Source organism: Streptomyces sp. NPDC053367, assembly GCF_044545925.1.
Lineage (GTDB): Bacteria > Actinomycetota > Actinomycetes > Streptomycetales > Streptomycetaceae > Streptomyces.
The window spans coordinates 1,351,685-1,368,732 of the sequence record NZ_JBITYN010000001.1 but is presented as its reverse complement, the minus strand read 5'-3'; the positions used below and the strand labels follow the sequence as shown (position 1 = coordinate 1,368,732).

The 17,048-nt window shown below is 72.2% G+C and carries 14 protein-coding genes and 1 other RNA gene; 12 read left to right on the top strand and 3 right to left on the bottom strand.

The genetic code is table 11. From position 1 onward, the window contains the following. The first annotated feature begins 289 nt into the window (after positions 1 to 289). The 4 genes from ACIGXJ_RS06285 (at position 290) to ACIGXJ_RS06270 (ending at position 5,605) form a co-directional block, all read left to right on the top strand. Complete coding sequence (locus ACIGXJ_RS06285; protein WP_399642080.1) at positions 290 to 1,957, top strand: serine/threonine-protein kinase; 1,668 nt, start codon at positions 290 to 292, stop codon at positions 1,955 to 1,957. Positions 1,958 to 2,096: 139 nt separating this feature from the next. Then, the gene (locus ACIGXJ_RS06280) at positions 2,097 to 3,320 is read left to right on the top strand and encodes a serine/threonine-protein kinase (RefSeq protein WP_399642079.1); all 1,224 of its coding nucleotides are present in this window, start codon (positions 2,097 to 2,099) and stop codon (positions 3,318 to 3,320) included. A 211-nt stretch (positions 3,321 to 3,531) separates the two neighbouring features. After that, complete coding sequence (gene prfB / locus ACIGXJ_RS06275) at positions 3,532 to 4,635, top strand: peptide chain release factor 2 (RefSeq protein WP_399642077.1); 1,104 nt, start codon at positions 3,532 to 3,534, stop codon at positions 4,633 to 4,635. Positions 4,636 to 4,936: 301 nt separating this feature from the next. Then, a complete protein-coding gene (locus tag ACIGXJ_RS06270) occupies positions 4,937 to 5,605 on the top strand; it encodes an LPXTG cell wall anchor domain-containing protein (RefSeq protein ID WP_399642075.1) in 669 nt (222 codons plus the stop codon). A gap of 58 nt (positions 5,606 to 5,663) precedes the next feature. Here the strand turns inward: ACIGXJ_RS06270 and ACIGXJ_RS06265 are convergent, their stop codons facing one another. Further along, entirely contained in the window at positions 5,664 to 5,858 is a 195-nt protein-coding gene (locus ACIGXJ_RS06265) for a hypothetical protein (protein ID WP_399642073.1), read from the bottom strand. 194 nt (positions 5,859 to 6,052) lie between these two features. Here ACIGXJ_RS06265 and ftsE point away from each other — a divergent pair, with 194 nt between their 5' ends. The 7 genes from ftsE (at position 6,053) to dacB (ending at position 12,996) form a co-directional block, all read left to right on the top strand. Beyond that, the gene (ftsE, locus tag ACIGXJ_RS06260) at positions 6,053 to 6,742 is read left to right on the top strand and encodes a cell division ATP-binding protein FtsE (protein ID WP_399642071.1); all 690 of its coding nucleotides are present in this window, start codon (positions 6,053 to 6,055) and stop codon (positions 6,740 to 6,742) included. Positions 6,743 to 6,779: 37 nt separating this feature from the next. Then, entirely contained in the window at positions 6,780 to 7,697 is a 918-nt protein-coding gene (gene ftsX, locus ACIGXJ_RS06255) for a permease-like cell division protein FtsX (RefSeq protein WP_399642069.1), read from the top strand. Positions 7,698 to 7,764: 67 nt separating this feature from the next. Next, the gene (locus tag ACIGXJ_RS06250; protein WP_399642067.1) at positions 7,765 to 8,931 is read left to right on the top strand and encodes a S41 family peptidase; all 1,167 of its coding nucleotides are present in this window, start codon (positions 7,765 to 7,767) and stop codon (positions 8,929 to 8,931) included. A 249-nt stretch (positions 8,932 to 9,180) separates the two neighbouring features. Beyond that, positions 9,181 to 9,723, top strand: coding sequence for an SsrA-binding protein SmpB (gene smpB, locus ACIGXJ_RS06245; RefSeq protein ID WP_399642158.1), 543 nt, complete (start codon positions 9,181 to 9,183; stop codon positions 9,721 to 9,723). A 104-nt stretch (positions 9,724 to 9,827) separates the two neighbouring features. Beyond that, positions 9,828 to 10,196, top strand: a transfer-messenger RNA (tmRNA) gene (ssrA, locus tag ACIGXJ_RS06240). 153 nt (positions 10,197 to 10,349) lie between these two features. Continuing rightward, on the top strand, positions 10,350 to 11,318 hold the full coding sequence (locus ACIGXJ_RS06235) for an alpha/beta hydrolase family esterase (RefSeq protein ID WP_399642065.1): 969 nt from the start codon (positions 10,350 to 10,352) through the stop codon (positions 11,316 to 11,318). A gap of 64 nt (positions 11,319 to 11,382) precedes the next feature. Further along, the gene (dacB, locus tag ACIGXJ_RS06230) at positions 11,383 to 12,996 is read left to right on the top strand and encodes a D-alanyl-D-alanine carboxypeptidase/D-alanyl-D-alanine-endopeptidase (protein WP_399642063.1); all 1,614 of its coding nucleotides are present in this window, start codon (positions 11,383 to 11,385) and stop codon (positions 12,994 to 12,996) included. 4 nt (positions 12,997 to 13,000) lie between these two features. On the opposite strand, the gene ACIGXJ_RS06225 is transcribed toward dacB, so the two are convergent. Together ACIGXJ_RS06225 and ACIGXJ_RS06220 are read right to left on the bottom strand one after the other, a co-directional pair. After that, positions 13,001 to 14,041, bottom strand: coding sequence for a LacI family DNA-binding transcriptional regulator (locus tag ACIGXJ_RS06225; protein WP_399642061.1), 1,041 nt, complete (start codon positions 14,039 to 14,041; stop codon positions 13,001 to 13,003). Positions 14,042 to 14,383: 342 nt separating this feature from the next. After that, on the bottom strand, positions 14,384 to 15,736 hold the full coding sequence (locus ACIGXJ_RS06220) for an MFS transporter (RefSeq protein WP_399642060.1): 1,353 nt from the start codon (positions 15,734 to 15,736) through the stop codon (positions 14,384 to 14,386). Between the two features lie 106 nt (positions 15,737 to 15,842). On the opposite strand from ACIGXJ_RS06220, the gene ACIGXJ_RS06215 reads away from it, so the two are divergent. Continuing rightward, the gene (locus ACIGXJ_RS06215; protein ID WP_399642058.1) at positions 15,843 to 16,811 is read left to right on the top strand and encodes a LysR family transcriptional regulator; all 969 of its coding nucleotides are present in this window, start codon (positions 15,843 to 15,845) and stop codon (positions 16,809 to 16,811) included. Positions 16,812 to 17,048: the final 237 nt, after the last annotated feature.

The window sequence follows — 17,048 nt, the reverse complement described above, 5'->3', positions numbered from 1 at the left end:
CACGAGCACGTCGGCCAGTACTGCACGCATCCTCGCACCTGCCACCGACAATGCGCCCGCCGCCCGGGAAGAAGTGATCTTGATTGGTCGGCTCTGCCCGTAAAAATGCCTGATCCCGGTCATGCGGACGATCAGTAGAGATCGGTCACGTCCGGGCCGGGCAACCAAACGGAGCGGGAGGGTCGTCTTTCCTTCGAACCTTTGCTTCGATTCGCTCGGCACTACAGTGGGTCGGAACATCGGGACACTCTCGGGACACTCTTCGGGCAAGCAGCAGGGAGCGCGTGACGTGCGGCCAGTCGGCAGCAAGTACTTCCTCGAGGAGCCGCTCGGCCGCGGCGCCACGGGAACCGTCTGGCGGGCCCGCCAGCGGGAGACGGCCGGCGCGGAGGCGGCCGTGCCCGGCCAGCCCGGCGAGACCGTGGCGATCAAGGTGCTCAAGGAAGAGCTCGCGAGCGACGCGGACATCGTGATGCGCTTCCTGCGCGAGCGCTCCGTCCTGCTCAGGCTCACCCACCCCAACATCGTCCGGGTCCGCGACCTGGTCGTCGAGGGCGAGCTGCTGGCCCTGGTCATGGACCTCGTCGACGGCCCCGACCTGCACCGCTACCTGCGCGAGAACGGCCCCTTCACGCCCGTCGCGGCCTCGCTGCTGACCGCGCAGATCGCCGACGCGCTCGCCGCGAGCCACGCCGACGGAGTGGTCCACCGCGACCTGAAGCCGGCCAACGTCCTGCTCGCGCAGAACGGCGGTGAGATGCACCCGATGCTCACCGACTTCGGCATCGCCCGTCTGGCCGACTCCCCAGGACTGACCCGGACGCACGAGTTCGTCGGCACGCCCGCGTACGTCGCGCCCGAGTCCGCCGAGGGCCGCCCGCAGACCTCCGCCGTCGACATCTACGGCGCCGGCATCCTGCTGTACGAGCTGGTCACCGGCCGCCCGCCGTTCTCCGGCAGCTCCGCCCTCGAGGTGCTGCACCAGCACCTCAGCGCCGAGCCGCGCCGCCCGTCCAACGTGCCCGAGCCGCTGTGGACGGTCATAGAGCGCTGCCTGCGCAAGAACCCCGACGAACGGCCCAGCGCGGAGAACCTCGCGCGCGGCCTGCGCGTGGTCGCCCAGGGCGTCGGCGTGCACGCGAACTCGGCGCAGATCGCCGCCGCCGAGAACGTCGGCGCGCTCCTCGCGCCCGACCCGGCGCCCGCCGCCGCCGACCCCACGCAGGTGCTCCCGCACAGCGGACAGGGCGCCTACGACCCCAACGCCGCGACCAGCGTGCTGCCGCACACCGGCGGTCCGGCCGGAGCCGCGGACCCCACCGCCGTACTGCCGAACACCGGGGCCGGCCGCGGGGCGGCCGATCCGACCGCGGTCATGCCGCCCGTGCCGCAGGGGCAGCAGCCCGGCGCGCCCGAGGAGCCGCACCCCTGGCAGTCGCAGCTGCGCGCGGCCCGCGACCGCAACGAGCAGACGCAGGTCCAGTACCTCGACCCCGACCAGGACCCGCTGCGCCGCCGCCCCCAGCGGCAGGTCGCCCGGCCGCAGCAGCAGCCGCGCCCGCAGCAGCAGCCCCAGCAGCGCCCCCAGCAGGGCCCGCCGCCCGGCTACGGCCATCCGCAGCCGCGCTACCAGACGCCCCAGCCCCCCGCGCCGCAGCCGCAGCGGTACGCCCCCCAGGCGCCCGCCCCGCAGCCGCAGCAGCCCCAGCCGCCGGTGCGTGAGCCCCGCCGGCCGCGTCAGCGCAGCGCCAACCCGGTCCGCATCCCCGGGCTCGGCTGCCTCAAGGGCTGCCTGGTCATGATCGTGGTGGTGTTCGTCGCGGGCTGGCTGATCTGGGAGCTGAGCCCGCTGCAGGAGTGGATCGGCACCGGCAAGGGTTACTGGGAACAGATCAGCGACTGGGTCGGCACGGTCTCGGACTGGATCGGGCAGCTGGGCGGGAACTCCTCGCAGTAGTACCCCGGTGGCCGGGGGCCGGTGGTGACGGCGAGTCTGTGGATTTGTCGACACCTGGCGGGTGATTTACGCCTCGGCGGTGAAGGTTGGCTCATCGGACGCGTAGTTTTAACGACAACACGCGTCTGTAGGAGCAGTCTTGGCACGGAAGATCGGCAGCCGGTACACCGCGCACCAGATCCTGGGACGGGGCAGCGCCGGCACGGTGTGGCTGGGCGAGGGCCCCGACGGGCCCGTCGCCATCAAGCTGCTGCGCGAGGACCTCGCGTCGGACCAGGAACTCGTCGGGCGCTTCGTGCAGGAGCGCACCGCCCTGCTCGGCCTGGAGCACCCCCACATCGTCTCCGTACGCGACCTCGTGGTCGACGGCAACGACCTGGCCCTCGTCATGGACCTGGTCCGGGGCACCGATCTGCGCACCCGGCTGGAGCGGGAGCGGCGGCTCGCGCCCGAGGCGGCCGTGGCGATCGTCGCGGACGTCGCCGAGGGGCTCGCCGCGGCGCACGCGGCCGGGGTCGTGCACCGGGACGTCAAGCCGGAGAACGTGCTGCTCGACATGCAGGGCCCCCTCGGGCCCGGCGGGGCGCACCCGGCCCTGCTGACCGACTTCGGTGTGGCCAAGCTCATCGACTCGCCGCGCCGGACCCGCGCCACGAAGATCATCGGCACACCGGACTACCTCGCGCCGGAGATCGTCGAGGGACTGCCGCCGCGGGCCGCCGTCGACATCTACGCGCTCGCGACCGTGCTGTACGAGCTGCTGGCGGGCTTCACGCCGTTCGGCGGGGGGCATCCGGGCGCGGTCCTGCGGCGGCATGTGACCGAGACGGTCGTGCCGCTGCCCGGCATCCCCGAGGAGCTGTGGGCGCTGATCGTCCAGTGCCTGGCGAAGGCGCCGGCCTCCCGGCTGCGCGCCTCCGAGCTCGCGGCCCGGCTGCGCGAGCAGCTGCCGACCCTGGCGGGGATGCCGCCGCTGGACGTGGACGAGCCGGACAGCGAGCCCGAGGAGACGGCCGCGGAGGTGCCCGCGGCGCGTGAGCGGGAGCGGCGGGGGGCCGTGTCCCTGGTCCCGGGCGCCAAGCCGGACTCCAACCGTGACACGCATACGTCGATGAGGGTGCCGGCGCCCGACGAGCTGGCCGGCGGTGCGCGGGGTACGGCGCGGGTGCCGAGGGCCGCGGGGGCGCCCCGGCCGGGTTCCGCGCGGCATCGGGCCTCCGCCCGCAGGCGCCGTATCACTCTGGGGGCGGCCGCGGTGGCCCTGATCGCGGCGGTCGGCGTCGGTACGTGGGCGGTCTCCTCCGGCGACGACCCGGGCACCCCCTCCGACGACCGCGGCTCCTCGTCCCCGGCGTCCCCCTGACCCCCCGGGGCTCCGCCCCGGACCCCGGCCCGTGCCCACCGGCATCCCGTTACCGGTCGGCCAAGAGCTGGAGGCCAGGGCACCGGCCCCCGTCCCGCCGTCCGTCACCGGTCCGCCAGGAGCCGAGGTCAGGGGCGCGCCCGGCCCCGCTTCCCCCGTGAACCCCGCCTCACCGGACCTCGACGCCCGGCGGAGCCGTTACGCTGGGAGCGTGGCAGTCGTCGATGTATCCGAAGAGCTCAAGTCCCTCTCCTCGACCATGGAGTCGATCGAGGCCGTTCTGGACCTCGACAGCATGAGGGCAGACATCGCCGTGCTCGAGGAGCAGGCGGCCGCGCCGTCCCTGTGGGACAACCCGGACGAGGCGCAGAAGATCACCAGCAAGCTGTCCCACCTCCAGGCGGAGGTGAGGAAGGCCGAGGCCCTGCGTTCGCGGATCGACGATCTCGCCGTGCTGTTCGAGATGGCCGAGGAGGAGGACGACCCGGACACCCGTGCCGAGGCCGAGTCCGAGCTCGTGGCCGTCAAGAAGGCGCTGGACGAGATGGAGGTCCGCACGCTGCTGAGCGGTGAGTACGACGCCCGTGAGGCGCTCGTCAACATCCGCGCCGAGGCGGGCGGCGTCGACGCCGCCGACTTCGCCGAGCAGCTGCAGCGCATGTACCTGCGCTGGGCGGAGCGCCACGGCTACAAGACCGAGCTGATCGAGACGTCGTACGCCGAAGAGGCCGGCATCAAGTCGACCACCTTCTCCGTGAAGGTGCCGTACGCCTACGGCACGCTCTCCGTCGAGCAGGGCACGCACCGCCTCGTGCGGATCTCGCCCTTCGACAACCAGGGCCGCCGCCAGACCTCCTTCGCGGGTGTCGAGGTGCTGCCGGTCGTCGAGCAGACCGACCACATCGACATCGACGAGTCGGATCTGCGCATCGACGTCTACCGGTCCTCCGGGCCCGGTGGTCAGGGCGTCAACACGACCGACTCCGCGGTGCGCATCACGCACCTGCCCACCGGCATCGTCGTCTCCTGCCAGAACGAGCGCTCGCAGATCCAGAACAAGGCCACGGCCATGAACGTTCTGCAGGCGAAGCTGCTCGAGCGGCAGCGCCAGGAGGAGCGGGCCAAGATGGACGCCCTCAAGGACGGCGGCAGCTCCTGGGGCAACCAGATGCGTTCGTACGTCCTGCACCCGTACCAGATGGTCAAGGACCTGCGGACGGAGTTCGAGGTCGGCAACCCGCAGGCCGTGCTCGACGGCGAGATCGACGGCTTCCTGGAGGCCGGCATTCGCTGGCGCAAGCAGCAGGAGAAGTAGCCTCACCGCCGCGAAAGTTGAAGATCGACTTGCCAACCGCCCCCACTCCTGGGGGCGGTTGGCGTTTGTCCGGGTTTCGCAGGACGCACACAGGGCTGAATTCCGGCATCGTGCGCCGGACTTGGGCAATGCGTGCGGAACGGCCTTGACGTTGCTTTGAAAAATGGGAAGGGTGAAGCGTGGCATGCGTATTTCTGGGACGCATGTGAACCGGGGGGCTTCGCTTCGATCCGACTACCTCCGTTGATCACCGTCCCGAGCGCCGCCTCATCGACGATCAGCTACTGGGGGTAGCAGCCTGATGACCAACAAGACGCGGATCCGAGTCGCGCGCATCGCGGCCGGTGCCGTGATCGCCGCCGGCGCCTCGCTGACCGCCGCGGGAGCCGCTTCCGCCGCCGAGTCCGACTGTGTCCTCGGCATCCTGTGCGCCGACGAGTCCCCGAGCCCGGACCCGGACCCGAGCAACACCGGCCTGCCGACCGACATCCCCACGGACCTTCCGACGGACCTGCCGCCGGAGCCCACGGAGGAGCCGACGGAGCCGAGCGAGGAGCCGGAGCCGACCACCGAGGAGCCCACCGAGGACCCCGACCCGACCGAGGACCCCTCGGAGGACCCGAACACCGGTAACGGCAACGGGAACGGAAACGGGAACGGGAACGGGAACGGCCAGGGCAACGGGAACGGCAACTCCGGCAACAACGCCGACCCGGACGGTGGCTCCGGCGACTCGGCGCAGAACGAGGGCTCCTCGTCCCTGACCGACACGGGCTCCGACACCGGTACGGGCACGGGCGCCGGAACCGGCTCCGACACCACCGCCCAGGGCGGCGGCGACGAGCTCGCCGAGACGGGTGCCGCGCAGACCACGTTCCTGCTGCTGGGCGCCGCCACGATGATCGCCGGCGGCATCGGCTTCCGCATCCTGCCGCGCCTGGTCGGCGGCCGGGGCGGTGCGGCTGCCTGACGGCGGCCGGCGCACTGTCGCGAGGGCTCGGAGCCTTGCCGCTCCGGGCCCTTCGCCGTCACACCGTCTGGTGGGCGGCCAGCAGCGCCACGGCGGCGACGAGGATGGCCAGCAGCGCGATGAGCGCCATGGGGTTCAGGCCGGCGAAGAAGTTCCCCTGCTGCAGTCGCTCTCTGTTCGCGCGGCACACCGGACAGCGACCTTCCGCCACGGGGGCGGCACAGTTCGCGCACACCAACCGGTCGTACGTCATGCGCTCGCCCTCCTCGTGCCGGTTCCTTAGCTGAGAACGCCTTCCGGGGTGAGAACGTTCCCCCTCCACTGTGCCAGGTTCTTTGGTTGCGCAAAAACGAACAAGGTACGCGCAACCGCTCCCGGAGCCTGCGGTTGCGCACCCGGGTCGCGTATGGTCACGCACATCTACCCCCGGCGACCCGTGGTGCATCCGTGATCCGATTCGACAACGTCTCCAAGGTCTACCCCAAGCAGAGCCACCCCGCACTCAGGGACGTGTCCCTGGAAGTGGAGAAGGGCGAGTTCGTCTTCCTCGTGGGCTCCTCCGGCTCCGGCAAGTCCACGTTCCTGCGGCTGGTCCTGCGCGAGGAGCGCGCCAGCCACGGGCAGGTGCACGTACTGGGCAAGGACCTCGCACGCCTCTCCAACTGGAAGGTGCCGCACATGCGCCGCCAGCTGGGGACCGTGTTCCAGGACTTCCGGCTGCTGCCGAACAAGACGGTGGCGGAGAACGTCGCCTTCGCGCAGGAGGTCATCGGCAAGTCCCGGGGCGAGATCCGCAAGTCGGTGCCGCAGGTGCTGGAACTCGTCGGCCTCGGCGGCAAGGAGGACCGGATGCCCGGCGAGCTGTCCGGCGGTGAGCAGCAGCGCGTGGCCATCGCGCGGGCGTTCGTCAACCGGCCCAAGCTGCTGATCGCGGACGAGCCCACCGGAAACCTCGACCCGCAGACCTCCGTCGGCATCATGAAGCTGCTCGACCGGATCAACCGGACCGGCACGACCGTGGTGATGGCGACGCACGACCAGAACATCGTGGACCAGATGCGCAAGCGCGTCATCGAGCTGGAGAAGGGCCGCCTCGTGCGCGACCAGGCACGTGGCGTCTACGGCTACCAGCACTGACGACCCACTGCTCCACGGAAAGGCCTGACCAGACGCCATGCGCGCCCAGTTCGTACTGTCGGAGATCGGTGTGGGTCTCCGCCGCAACCTGACGATGACCTTCGCCGTCGTCGTGTCCGTCGCCCTGTCCCTGGCGCTGTTCGGCTGCACGCTGCTGATGAGCGATCAGGTCAACACCATGAAGGGCTACTGGTACGACAAGGTCAACGTCTCGATCTTCCTCTGCAACAAGAGCGACGCCGAGTCCGACCCCAACTGCGCCAAGGGCGCGGTCACCGAGGACCAGAAGAAGGACATCCTCGCGAGCCTCGACAAGATGACCGTCGTCGACAAGGTGACCTACGAGTCGCAGGACGAGGCGTACAAGCACTACAAGGAGCAGTTCGGCGACTCCCCGCTGGCCAGCTCCCTGACGCCGGACCAGATGCAGGAGTCGTACCGCATCAAGCTGAAGGACCCGGAGAAGTACAGCGTCGTCGCGACCGCGTTCAACGGGCGGGACGGCGTGCAGTCCGTGCAGGACCAGAAGGGCATCCTGGACAACCTCTTCGAGCTGCTCAACGGCATGAAGTGGGCCGCGCGGGCGGTCATGGCGCTGATGCTGGTGGTGGCGCTGATGCTGATCGTCAACACCGTGCGCGTCTCGGCGTTCAGCCGCCGGCGCGAGACCGGGATCATGCGCCTGGTCGGCGCCTCCGGGTTCTACATCCAGGCGCCGTTCATCGCGGAGGCGGCCGTCGCCGGACTCATCGGCGGCACCGTGGCCTGCGCCTTCCTGGTGGCCACGCGCTACTTCATCATCGACCACGGCCTCGCCCTGTCCGAGAAGCTCAATCTGATCAACTTCATCGGCTGGGACGCCGTCCTCGGCACCCTCCCGCTGATCCTGGTGACCAGCCTGCTGATGCCGGCGCTGGCCGCGTTCTTCGCGCTGCGCAAGTACTTGAAGGTGTGACGCACGCCCCGAGGGCCGTACGGTCAACCGACCGTACGGCCCTTGTCGTTGTCCTAGACTCACCGCCATGTCAGGTCGTGACCTGTTCTGTCAGCCCCGCCGCGTCGGCCGCGGGGCTGCCCTGACATTGGTGTTCGCCGGGGTGCTGGCCGCCGGCGCCGCGACCGGGGCGCTGCCCGGCGAGGAGCGCGCACCCGAGCCCGAGGTGCGCCGGACCGCCGCCGCCTCCGTGAGCCGGCACGAGGTGGCCGAGGCCGCGGCCGAGGCGATGGCGGACGGCAAGTCGCCCGAGGAGGCCGCGGAGCGGGCGGTCAGCCGCAGCGGGGACCGCTGGGGCGCCGTGTACTCCGAGGGCGAGTACGAGGAGTTCACCGAGGCGCTCGACGGGCGGTACACCGGCGTCGGGCTGATGGCGCGGCGCGAGCGGGACGGGCGGATCGAGGTGGCCCGGGTGCGCGCGGGCTCGCCGGCCGCCGAGGCACGCATCCGCGAGGGCGACCGGCTGCGCAGCGTCGACGGCCACCGGGTCGACGGGCGCCCGGTCACCGAGGTCGTCTCCCTGCTGCGCGGCGACGCCACCGACGCGCCCGTCGGTACGCCGGTCAGGCTCGGCCTGGAGCGCGGCACACGCGTGTGGAGCGTCACGCTGCGCCGGGCGAGCCTGTCGACCGAGCCGGTGACCGTACGGGGGCTGCCCGGCGGGGTCACCGTGATCAAGGTCGCCGCCTTCACCAGGGGGTCGGGCGAGCGGGTGCGGGGTGCCGTACGGCAGGCCCGGCCCGGCGCCGGGATCATCCTCGATCTGCGCGGCAACTCCGGCGGCCTGGTCACCGAGGCCGTCACCGCCGCCTCCGCCTTCCTCGACGGCGGCCTGGTCGCCACCTACGACGTCGAGGGCGAGCAGCGCGCCCTGCACGCCGAGCCCGGCGGCGACACGGAGAAACCTCTGGTCACGCTGGTCGACGGGGGCACGATGAGCGCGGCCGAGCTGGTCACGGGCGCCCTGCAGGACCGCGGCCGGGCGGTCGTGGTGGGCGCCCGTACCTTCGGCAAGGGCTCGGTGCAGATGCCGAGCCGGCTGCCCGACGGCTCGGTCGCCGAGCTGACCGTCGGCCACTACCGCACCCCGGCGGGCCGCGGGGTCGACGGGAAGGGCATCACCCCCGACCTGGAGGCCGACACCGGGGCGCTGCGGCGGGCCGAGACGGTGCTGAGCGGGCTGGGGGAGCGGTAGGCGGCTTCACCGCCGGGCTCCCGCCCCGCCGGGCGGTGGGCGGCTTCACCGCCGGGCTCCCCGCCCCGCCGTCAGGCGGCCGGCCCGCCGGGCGGTAGGCGGCTTCACCGCCGGGCTCCGCGCCCCGCCGTCAGGCGGCCGGCCCGCCGGGCGGTAGGCGGCTGCCCCGTCGCCTCGCCGCCGCGCGGTAAACGGCTTCCCGTCAGGCCCCTGTGTAGTGCGAAAATGGACGGCACTATGAGCAAGGGAATGTACGTACCCAAGGAGTCCCAGCCGAAGCAGGGCGGGACGGCCGCCAAGGCCAAGGACGGCGAGAAGGGCGGCAAGCGCAAGATCGTCGCCCAGAACAAGAAGGCGCGGCACGACTACGCGATCATCGACACCTACGAGGCCGGCCTGGTGCTGACCGGCACCGAGGTGAAGTCGCTGCGGCAGGGCCGTGCCTCGCTGGTCGACGGGTTCGTCCAGGTCGACCGGGGAGAGGCGTGGCTGCACAACGCCCACATCCCCGAGTACAGCCAGGGCAGCTGGACCAACCACTCCGCGCGCCGCAAGCGCAAGCTGCTGCTGCACCGCGAGGAGATCGACAAGCTGGAGGTCAAGGCGGGGGAGACTGGTCACACGATCGTGCCGCTCGCCGTGTACTTCAAGGACGGCCGCGCCAAGGCCGAGATCGCCCTCGCCCGGGGCAAGAAGGAGTACGACAAGCGCCAGACCCTGCGCGAGCATCAGGACCGGCGGGAGGCGGACCGGGCGATCGCGGCGGCGAAGCGGAGGCAGCGGGGGGCGTAGCCCTGGTCGGCGCGGCAGCGGGAATACGCTGGCACGGCCGCGCGTTGTTCACGTACGATGGCACTCGTGCCCCGCAGCGGGCACACGGTTTGAAAAATCAACATGGGGATGATCGGTTTCGACAGCGGCTGTCGAAGCAGGGGAAGCGTGTCGAGGAAGCGGCCATGATCTCGTAAACCACAGGCCGAAACAAATAATCGCCAACACCAAGCGCGATTCCTTCGCCCTCGCTGCCTGATCAGCGACTCGCGAAGTGTCAGCCCGGGGCTGTTCCCGACCCGGATCCTGGCATCAGCTAGGGAACTAAACCTTGATCCCGGTCACGGGGTGAAGAGGGAAATCTAACAGTGACTGAGCCCGTTCCGGACTTGTCTGGGTGATCCGGAGGGCTGAGAAACTCGTACCAGACTGCACACGGAGAAGCCCTGATTCCGCACCGTTGGACGCGGGTTCGATTCCCGCCATCTCCACCAGCCCCCACCGAGGGCACCCCATGTAGACACAGGCCCCGTCGCTTCCGAGCGGCGGGGCCTGTGTCATGCGGGCGCGCACACCAGTCGCGGCGGGCCGGTTGTGGTGTCCCGCTCCATATCGGACGGTCGTTCACGGTTCTACCTTCCCTGGGCATGACACAGACCAGAGCCGCGACTCTCCTCGCCGTCCTGACGGCCCTTCTCGCCGTCCTGCTCGCCCCGGCGCCCGCGTCCGCCGCGTCCCTCCAGGAGGTGACCGGGTTCGGGTCCAATCCCGGGGCCCTGAAGATGTACCGGTACGTTCCCGACGGGCTGCCCGCCGGGCGGCCCGTCGTCGTCGCACTGCACGGCTGTACGCAGAACGCCGCCGGGTACGGGACCGGCAGCGGCTGGCTCCAGCTGGCCGACCGGTGGGGCTTCTCGGTGGTGCTGCCGCAGCAGCAGGCCGGCAACAACGCCTCGAACTGCTTCAACTGGTTCCAGACCGCCGACATCCAGCGTGGGCAGGGCGAGGCCGCGTCCGTCGCGCAGATGGTGGACCGGCAGCTCGCCGACACCGGCGGGGACGCCTCCCGCGTGTATGTGACCGGGCTGTCCGCCGGAGGCGGGATGACGGCCGTGATGATGGCGGCGTACCCGGAGAAGTTCGCGGCCGGCGGGGTCGTCGCCGGGCTGCCGTACGGGTGCGCGCAGGCCGCCGGGTCGCCGTATGTGTGCATGTACGTCGGCGCCACGCAGACCCCGGGGCAGTGGGGCGACCGGGTGCGGGCGGCAAGGCCCGGGTACACCGGGCCCTGGCCGGTGCTGGTCGCCTTCCAGGGCAGCGCCGACTACACGGTCAAGCCGGTCAACATGACCGATCTGACACGGCAGTGGACCGATGTGCACGGCGCTGACGCGACCGCCGACGTCTCCGACACGGTCGCCGGGTATCCGCACCGGGTCTTCCGCGACCCGGCAGGCCGGCCGGTCGTCGAGACGTACAGCCTCACCGGCATGGGACACGGGCAGCCCGTCGATCCGGGCAGCGGCGGCGAGCAGTGCGGGACCGCCGGGGCGTACCTCCTCGACGTGAACCTGTGCGCGGCCTACCGGATGGGGCGCGCGTGGGGTCTGTCGTAGGCCCCGGCATCCGGGATGCCGGGGGTCTGTCGTAGGTCCTCGTCATCCGGGATGCTCCTGAGGCATGAGCAGACCCGGCATCAACCTTCCCAAGAGACTGTGGACTTGGCCCGTGACGCTGGTGCTCGCCGCCGCCGTCCTCGGGCCCGGGGCACCGGCCGGTGCGGACGCCGACCGCACCGGCCTGCCCGAGGCCATCGACACCATCCTCGGCGACCCGCGCATGGAGGGCGGCGTCGCGAGCGTCGTGGTCGCGGACGCGGCCAGTGGTGATGTGCTGTACAGCCATCTGCCCACCACCCGCCTGATGCCCGCCTCCAACACCAAACTCGCCACCTCCGCCGCCGCGATGGGCATCCTCGGCCCCGAGCACCGGTTCACCACCGACGTGCTCACGGGCGGCCGCCGTGTGGGCTCCACGCTCGTCGGTGACCTGTATCTGCGCGGCACCGGCGACCCGACCCTGCTGGCCGCCGACTACGACCGGCTCGCCGCCGATGTCGCCGCCTCCGGAGTGACGCGGGTCGAGGGGCGGCTCCTCGCCGACGACACCCGCTTCGACGACCAGCGCCTCGGCCGCTCCTGGGCCGCCGACGACGAGTCGTCGTACTACTCCGCCCAGATCAGCGCGCTCAGCGTCGCCCCGGACACCGACTACGACACCGGCACGGTCATCGTCACCGTCACCCCGGGGGCGCGGCCGGGCGACGAACCCGCCGTCACCGTCACACCCGACACGGACTACGTCGACGTGGACGTGGACGCCACCACGGTCGCCGCGGGCGGCGCTAACGACCTCACCGTCGAGCGCGAGCACGGCGGCAACACCCTCCACGTCACCGGCACGACACCCGTCGGCGGGTCCGGCGCCAAGGAGTGGGTGACCGTGTGGGAGCCCACCGGGTACGCCGCCGCAGTCTTCCGCGACGCGCTCGCCGCACACGGTGTACGGATCACCGGGCCGACCCGGCTGGGACGCCCCACCCCGGCCGGCGCACGGCAGTTGGCGTCGCACGCCTCCATGCCGCTGAAGGACCTGCTGATCCCGTTCATGAAGCTGTCCAACAACATGCACGCCGAGGCCCTCACCAAGGCCATGGGGTACGAGGTGTCCGGGCAGGGCACCTGGCCGGCCGGGCTCGCCGCGGTCTCCGGCTACCTCAAGGGCGTCGGTGTGGACACCGCCCGCGTCCGCCAGGTCGACGGCTCGGGCCTGTCCCGCATGGACAACTTCCCCGCGGGCCAGCTCACCCGGCTGCTGCTGGCCGTACGAGCGGAGCCCTGGTACGCCGACTGGTACCGGTCCCTGCCCGTCGCCTGCGACCCGAACCGGTTCGTCGGCGGCACCCTGCGCACCCGGATGTGCAACACGCCCGCCGCGCGCAACGCCCGCGCCAAGACCGGCTCGCTGACCGGGGCTTCGGCGCTGTCCGGGTACGTCACCGACGCGGACGGGCGTCAACTGGTGTACAGCATCGTGCTGAACAACTACCTGGCCTCGTCGGTGAAGCCGCTGGAGGACGCGATCGTCGTCACCCTCGCCCGGTCCTCCGCCGAGCAGGCGGCGACACCCGAGACCGTCCGGAGCGCCGCCCCGGACAGCGGCCCGGACAGCGGTCTGGACAGCGGTCTGGACAGCGGTCTGGAATGCGCCTGGGTGAAGCCCGCCCGCTGCTGAGCGGTCATGGCGTACGGGGTGCCGTGGACGCCCGTACCGTCAGCCGGGGCCGCAGCGACGTGGCCTCCGGTACGGGCGTCCCGGCGAGCTTCCCGACCAGCAGTTCCACCGCGCGGGTGCCGAGCTCGGCGGCCGGCAGCGCGACGTTCGTGACGGGCACCCGGGCCGACTCGGCGAGGTCGTCCGGGCAGATCGCGGCGACGGACAGATCGCCCGGCACCCGCAGCCCGAGCTCCTCGAACGCGTCGATCAACGGCTCGAGCACGGCCTCGTTGTGCACCACCACACCGGTCAAGGCGGGCTGGGCGCGCAGCAGTTGCCCGGCGACCCGGCGGGCGGCGGCCGGAGCGGCCTCGCAGGGCCGGGCCCGCGAGGACATCCCGGCCCGGTCGGCGGCCGAGGTGAAGCCCCGCACCACCCGCTGGGCGAACGCGGTCCGGCGCACGTACACCTCCGGCGGCGACCCCACCAGTGCCACCACCCGGTGCCCCAGCCCCGCCAGATGGTCCACGCACGCCTCGGCGGCCGCCCGGAAGTCCAGGTCGACGCAGGTCAGCCCGGCCGCCTCGGCGGGGAAGCCGAGCAGTACCGAGGGCCTGTCCAGGGTGTGCAGCAGCGGCAGCCGGGGGTCGTCGAGCTCGATGTCCATCACGACCAGCGCGTCCACCAGCGCGGCGTCGACGCCCCGGCGCAGTCCGTCGGCGCCCTCCTGCTGGGTCAGCAGCAGCACGTCATGGCCGTACCGCCGTGCCGTGGTCACCACCGACGCCGCGCACCGCATGACGACCGGCACATGGATGCCCGCCCGCAGCGGCAGCACCAGCGCCAGCGCGCCGGGCCCGCCGCCGGCGAGCGCGCGGGCCCCGGCGTGCGGGCGGTAGCCCAGCTCACGGGCGGCCTGCTCGACGCGCCGCCGGGTCGCCTCGGAGATCGGGCGCTTGCCGCTCAGGGCGTAGGAGACGGTGCTGGGGGAGACCCCGGCGCGCCGCGCCACATCGGTGATCTTCGCCGCGCCTGCCGTCGTGCGCCCACCTGCCGTCAACATCCTGTGCCTCCGGGAGACGTCGAAGCGCTTCGACGGAGGAAGGTATGTGGGAGGCCGGTGGGCGTCAATGGTGCGGACGCGATGGGGAGTCGGGCGTGCGACCGCGATGGGGAGTCGGACACCGGGGGAGGTGCGCGCGGTGTCCGGTCGGCACCGAGGGCCGGTCACCGGCGGGGGTGCGCGGTGTCGGGTCGGCATCGAGGGCCGGTCACCGGCGGGGGTGCGCGGTGTCGGGTCGGCATCGAGGGCCGGTCACCGGCGGGGGGTGCGCGGTGTCCGGTCGGCGCGAGAGCCGGTCACCGGCGGGAGGTGCGCGCGGTGTCCGGACGGCACCAGGGCCGGTCAGACGTGGCCGGCGCGGGCGGGGTGGGCGTTGCCGGAGGTGTGGGCGGTGAGGCGGGTGGCGACGGTGATCAGCAGGGCCGTCGCCGCCGCGGCGACCGGGATGCCGTAGCCGGCCGTCGTGGAGAGGTGTTCGGCCGCCCAGCCGCCGAGGGCGCTGCCGCCGGAGATGCCCGCGAGGAGGCCGGTGACGGCCAGGGTCATGCCTTCGTTGAGGCGGCCGTCGGGGGTGCGCTCCTGCACCAGGGTCAAGCCCGTGATCATCGTCGGGGCGGTCGCCATCCCGGCCGCCAGCAGCGCGCCGGCCAGCACGAGCAGCGAGCCGGTGAGCTGCGCGGCCAGCAGCGGCAGGGTCATCAGGGCGGTCATCGCCGCGATGGACCAAGGGTAGCGGCGGGCGGCGGACCCGGCCGGCTTGAGCGCCCCGTACACCAGCCCCGCCGCACAGGATCCGGCTGCCTGCAGGCCGAGGACGACACCCGCGGCGGATCGGTGCCCCTGTGCGTCCGCGAACGCGATGGTGACGACCTCCATGGCGCCGAAGACCACCCCCATGGCGAGGCAGGCGAGCAGCAGCGGGGGCATGCCCGGGGCGCGCAGGGGCGAGCTGCCGGACGCGGCCGGCGGGGAGGGCGGCGGCTCGGTCGAGCGCTGCGCGAGGAACACCGCCATACCGGTCAGCAGCAGCGCCCCGCCGGCCAGCGTGCCCGCCTCCGGGAACAGCGTCCCGCACAGGAACGCGGCGAGCACCGGGCCCAGCATGAAGCACAGCTCGTCGGCGGCCTGCTCGAAGGAGTTCGCGGTGTGCAGGGCGTCGGGGTCGCCCTTGAGCAGGTGGTTCCAGCGGGCGCGGGACAGGCCGCCGATGTTCGGGCAGGTCGCGGTGGCGGCGTACGCGGCGAACAGGGTCCAGTCCGGGGCGCCGTGGCGCAAGCAGAGCAGCAGGGCGAGGCCGCCGAGCATCGCGAGCAGCGTGGCGGGTGCGGCGATCCGGGCCTGGCCGTGCCGGTCGATCAGCCGCGCGGTCCAGGGGGCGACCAGCGCGGTCGCCCCGAGGCCGGTCGCGGTGACGGCCCCGGCGAGGGCGTACGAGCCGCGTGCGTCGGCGATCATCATCACCGCGCTCACGCCGAACATGCCCATGGGCAGCCGGGCGATCAGATTCCCGATCGTGAACGGGAGGGCGCCGGGGCGGGTGAGGAGGCGGCGGTAGGGGCCCGGTGGGTGTGGGGGGCGTCTTCGTGGACCGAGGTCGGCGGCTATCAGGGTGTCGGCGGTGACGGCGAGGTGGAGGCGGGGGCCGGCGCCGTCCTGGTCGGTGGGGCGAGGGCCGGCGAGGTGGGTGTGCGGCATGGCAGTCAGCGTCGCGGTGAGTGGATCAGGGGTCCAACACCTTTCGGGCGCCGATTCACGCACCGTTGTTGTCAATCGGGCTCCGCGCACGTTGTAGGTTCGGCGGATGCCGCCGTCCCACCTCGACCCGCGCCTCCTGCGCGGCTTCGTCGCCGTAGCCGAGGAACTGCACTTCACCCGCGCCGCCGCGCGGCTCTACGTCGCCCAGCAGGCGCTCAGCCGGGACGTACGGCGGCTGGAGCGGGAACTCGGCGCGGAGCTGTTCGTGCGCAGCACCCGGCAGGTGACGCTGACGGCCGACGGCGAACGGCTGCTGCCGCTCGCGCGGCGCGTCCTGCAGGCCCAGGACGACCTGCTGTCCGCGTTCGGACAGGCCCGCCCGCTGCTGGTCGACTGTAACTCCAGCAGCCTCGGCACCCCGCGCCGCGTCCTGCACCGGGCCCGCGAACTCGCGCCGGGCCTGGAGATGATGGCCCGTTACGAGAGCGGCCTCACGGGGGCCGCGTCCGAGGTGCTCGCCGGGCGCCTCGACGTGTCCTTCGGCCGCTACGCGGGGCTCGCCCCGGCGCTGCGGGCCGCGCTGGACCATCAGCCCGTGCGCTACGAGCCCATGGCCGTCCTGCTGCCCGAGGACCATCGCCTGGCCGCGCGCCCGTGCGTGCCGCTGGCCGAGCTGGCGGGGGAGGAGGTGTACGCGGGTGCCGGGAATCCGCGGACACCGGAGTGGACGGACCTCGCCCATCGCCTGTTCGAGGGACGCGGCATCGAGGTCGCGTCACCCGTTCCGATGGCCGTCGGTGACGAGGAGTTCGGGCGGATCATGGCCAAGACCCGCACGCCCGTGCTGGCCGTCGTCGACTTTCCGGCCATGCCCGGAAGCGTGCTGCGCCCGCTCGTCGATCCGGTGCCGCTGTCGCCCATCTCACTCGTGTGGAGAAAAGAGCTGGTGCACCCCGCCCTCGACGCGCTGCGGCAGGCTGCGGCGCAGGTCGCGGCGGAGGAGGGGTGGTTGCGACGGCCCGAGGGGGGATGGATTCCGGCCATCGATGCGAAGATCATGTCGGTGTCCGAGTGACGCGCGGGAACCAGAGAACCTCTACGTGCGCTACATTCATGGCCTGAGCACGGTGTGGTAAAGGGGGCGCTCGGATCGGGTGGGGGCCTGATTTCGGTCGACGGGTGCTCGGCGTCGTACGCGCACCCAGAACTGTCCCGTGGGGGGATGTGCGCGCGTGAACAACTGGCGAGAAGACGCCCAACCGGAGTGGCCCGACGTCACGTCCGGCTCGTCGGACATCCCGGTCCCGCCCAG

Coding starts and splice junctions, on each gene's coding strand:
- ACIGXJ_RS06215 (WP_399642058.1), top strand. CDS start 15,843: ATGCCGCCGTCCCACCTCGACCCGCGCCTCCTGCGCGGCTTCGTCGCC.
- ACIGXJ_RS06225 (WP_399642061.1), bottom strand. CDS start 14,041: ATGTTGACGGCAGGTGGGCGCACGACGGCAGGCGCGGCGAAGATCACC.
- ACIGXJ_RS06220 (WP_399642060.1), bottom strand. CDS start 15,736: ATGCCGCACACCCACCTCGCCGGCCCTCGCCCCACCGACCAGGACGGC.
- ACIGXJ_RS06250 (WP_399642067.1), top strand. CDS start 7,765: ATGTCAGGTCGTGACCTGTTCTGTCAGCCCCGCCGCGTCGGCCGCGGG.
- ACIGXJ_RS06270 (WP_399642075.1), top strand. CDS start 4,937: ATGACCAACAAGACGCGGATCCGAGTCGCGCGCATCGCGGCCGGTGCC.
- dacB (WP_399642063.1), top strand. CDS start 11,383: ATGAGCAGACCCGGCATCAACCTTCCCAAGAGACTGTGGACTTGGCCC.
- ACIGXJ_RS06265 (WP_399642073.1), bottom strand. CDS start 5,858: ATGACGTACGACCGGTTGGTGTGCGCGAACTGTGCCGCCCCCGTGGCG.
- ftsX (WP_399642069.1), top strand. CDS start 6,780: ATGCGCGCCCAGTTCGTACTGTCGGAGATCGGTGTGGGTCTCCGCCGC.
- ACIGXJ_RS06235 (WP_399642065.1), top strand. CDS start 10,350: ATGACACAGACCAGAGCCGCGACTCTCCTCGCCGTCCTGACGGCCCTT.
- smpB (WP_399642158.1), top strand. CDS start 9,181: ATGTACGTACCCAAGGAGTCCCAGCCGAAGCAGGGCGGGACGGCCGCC.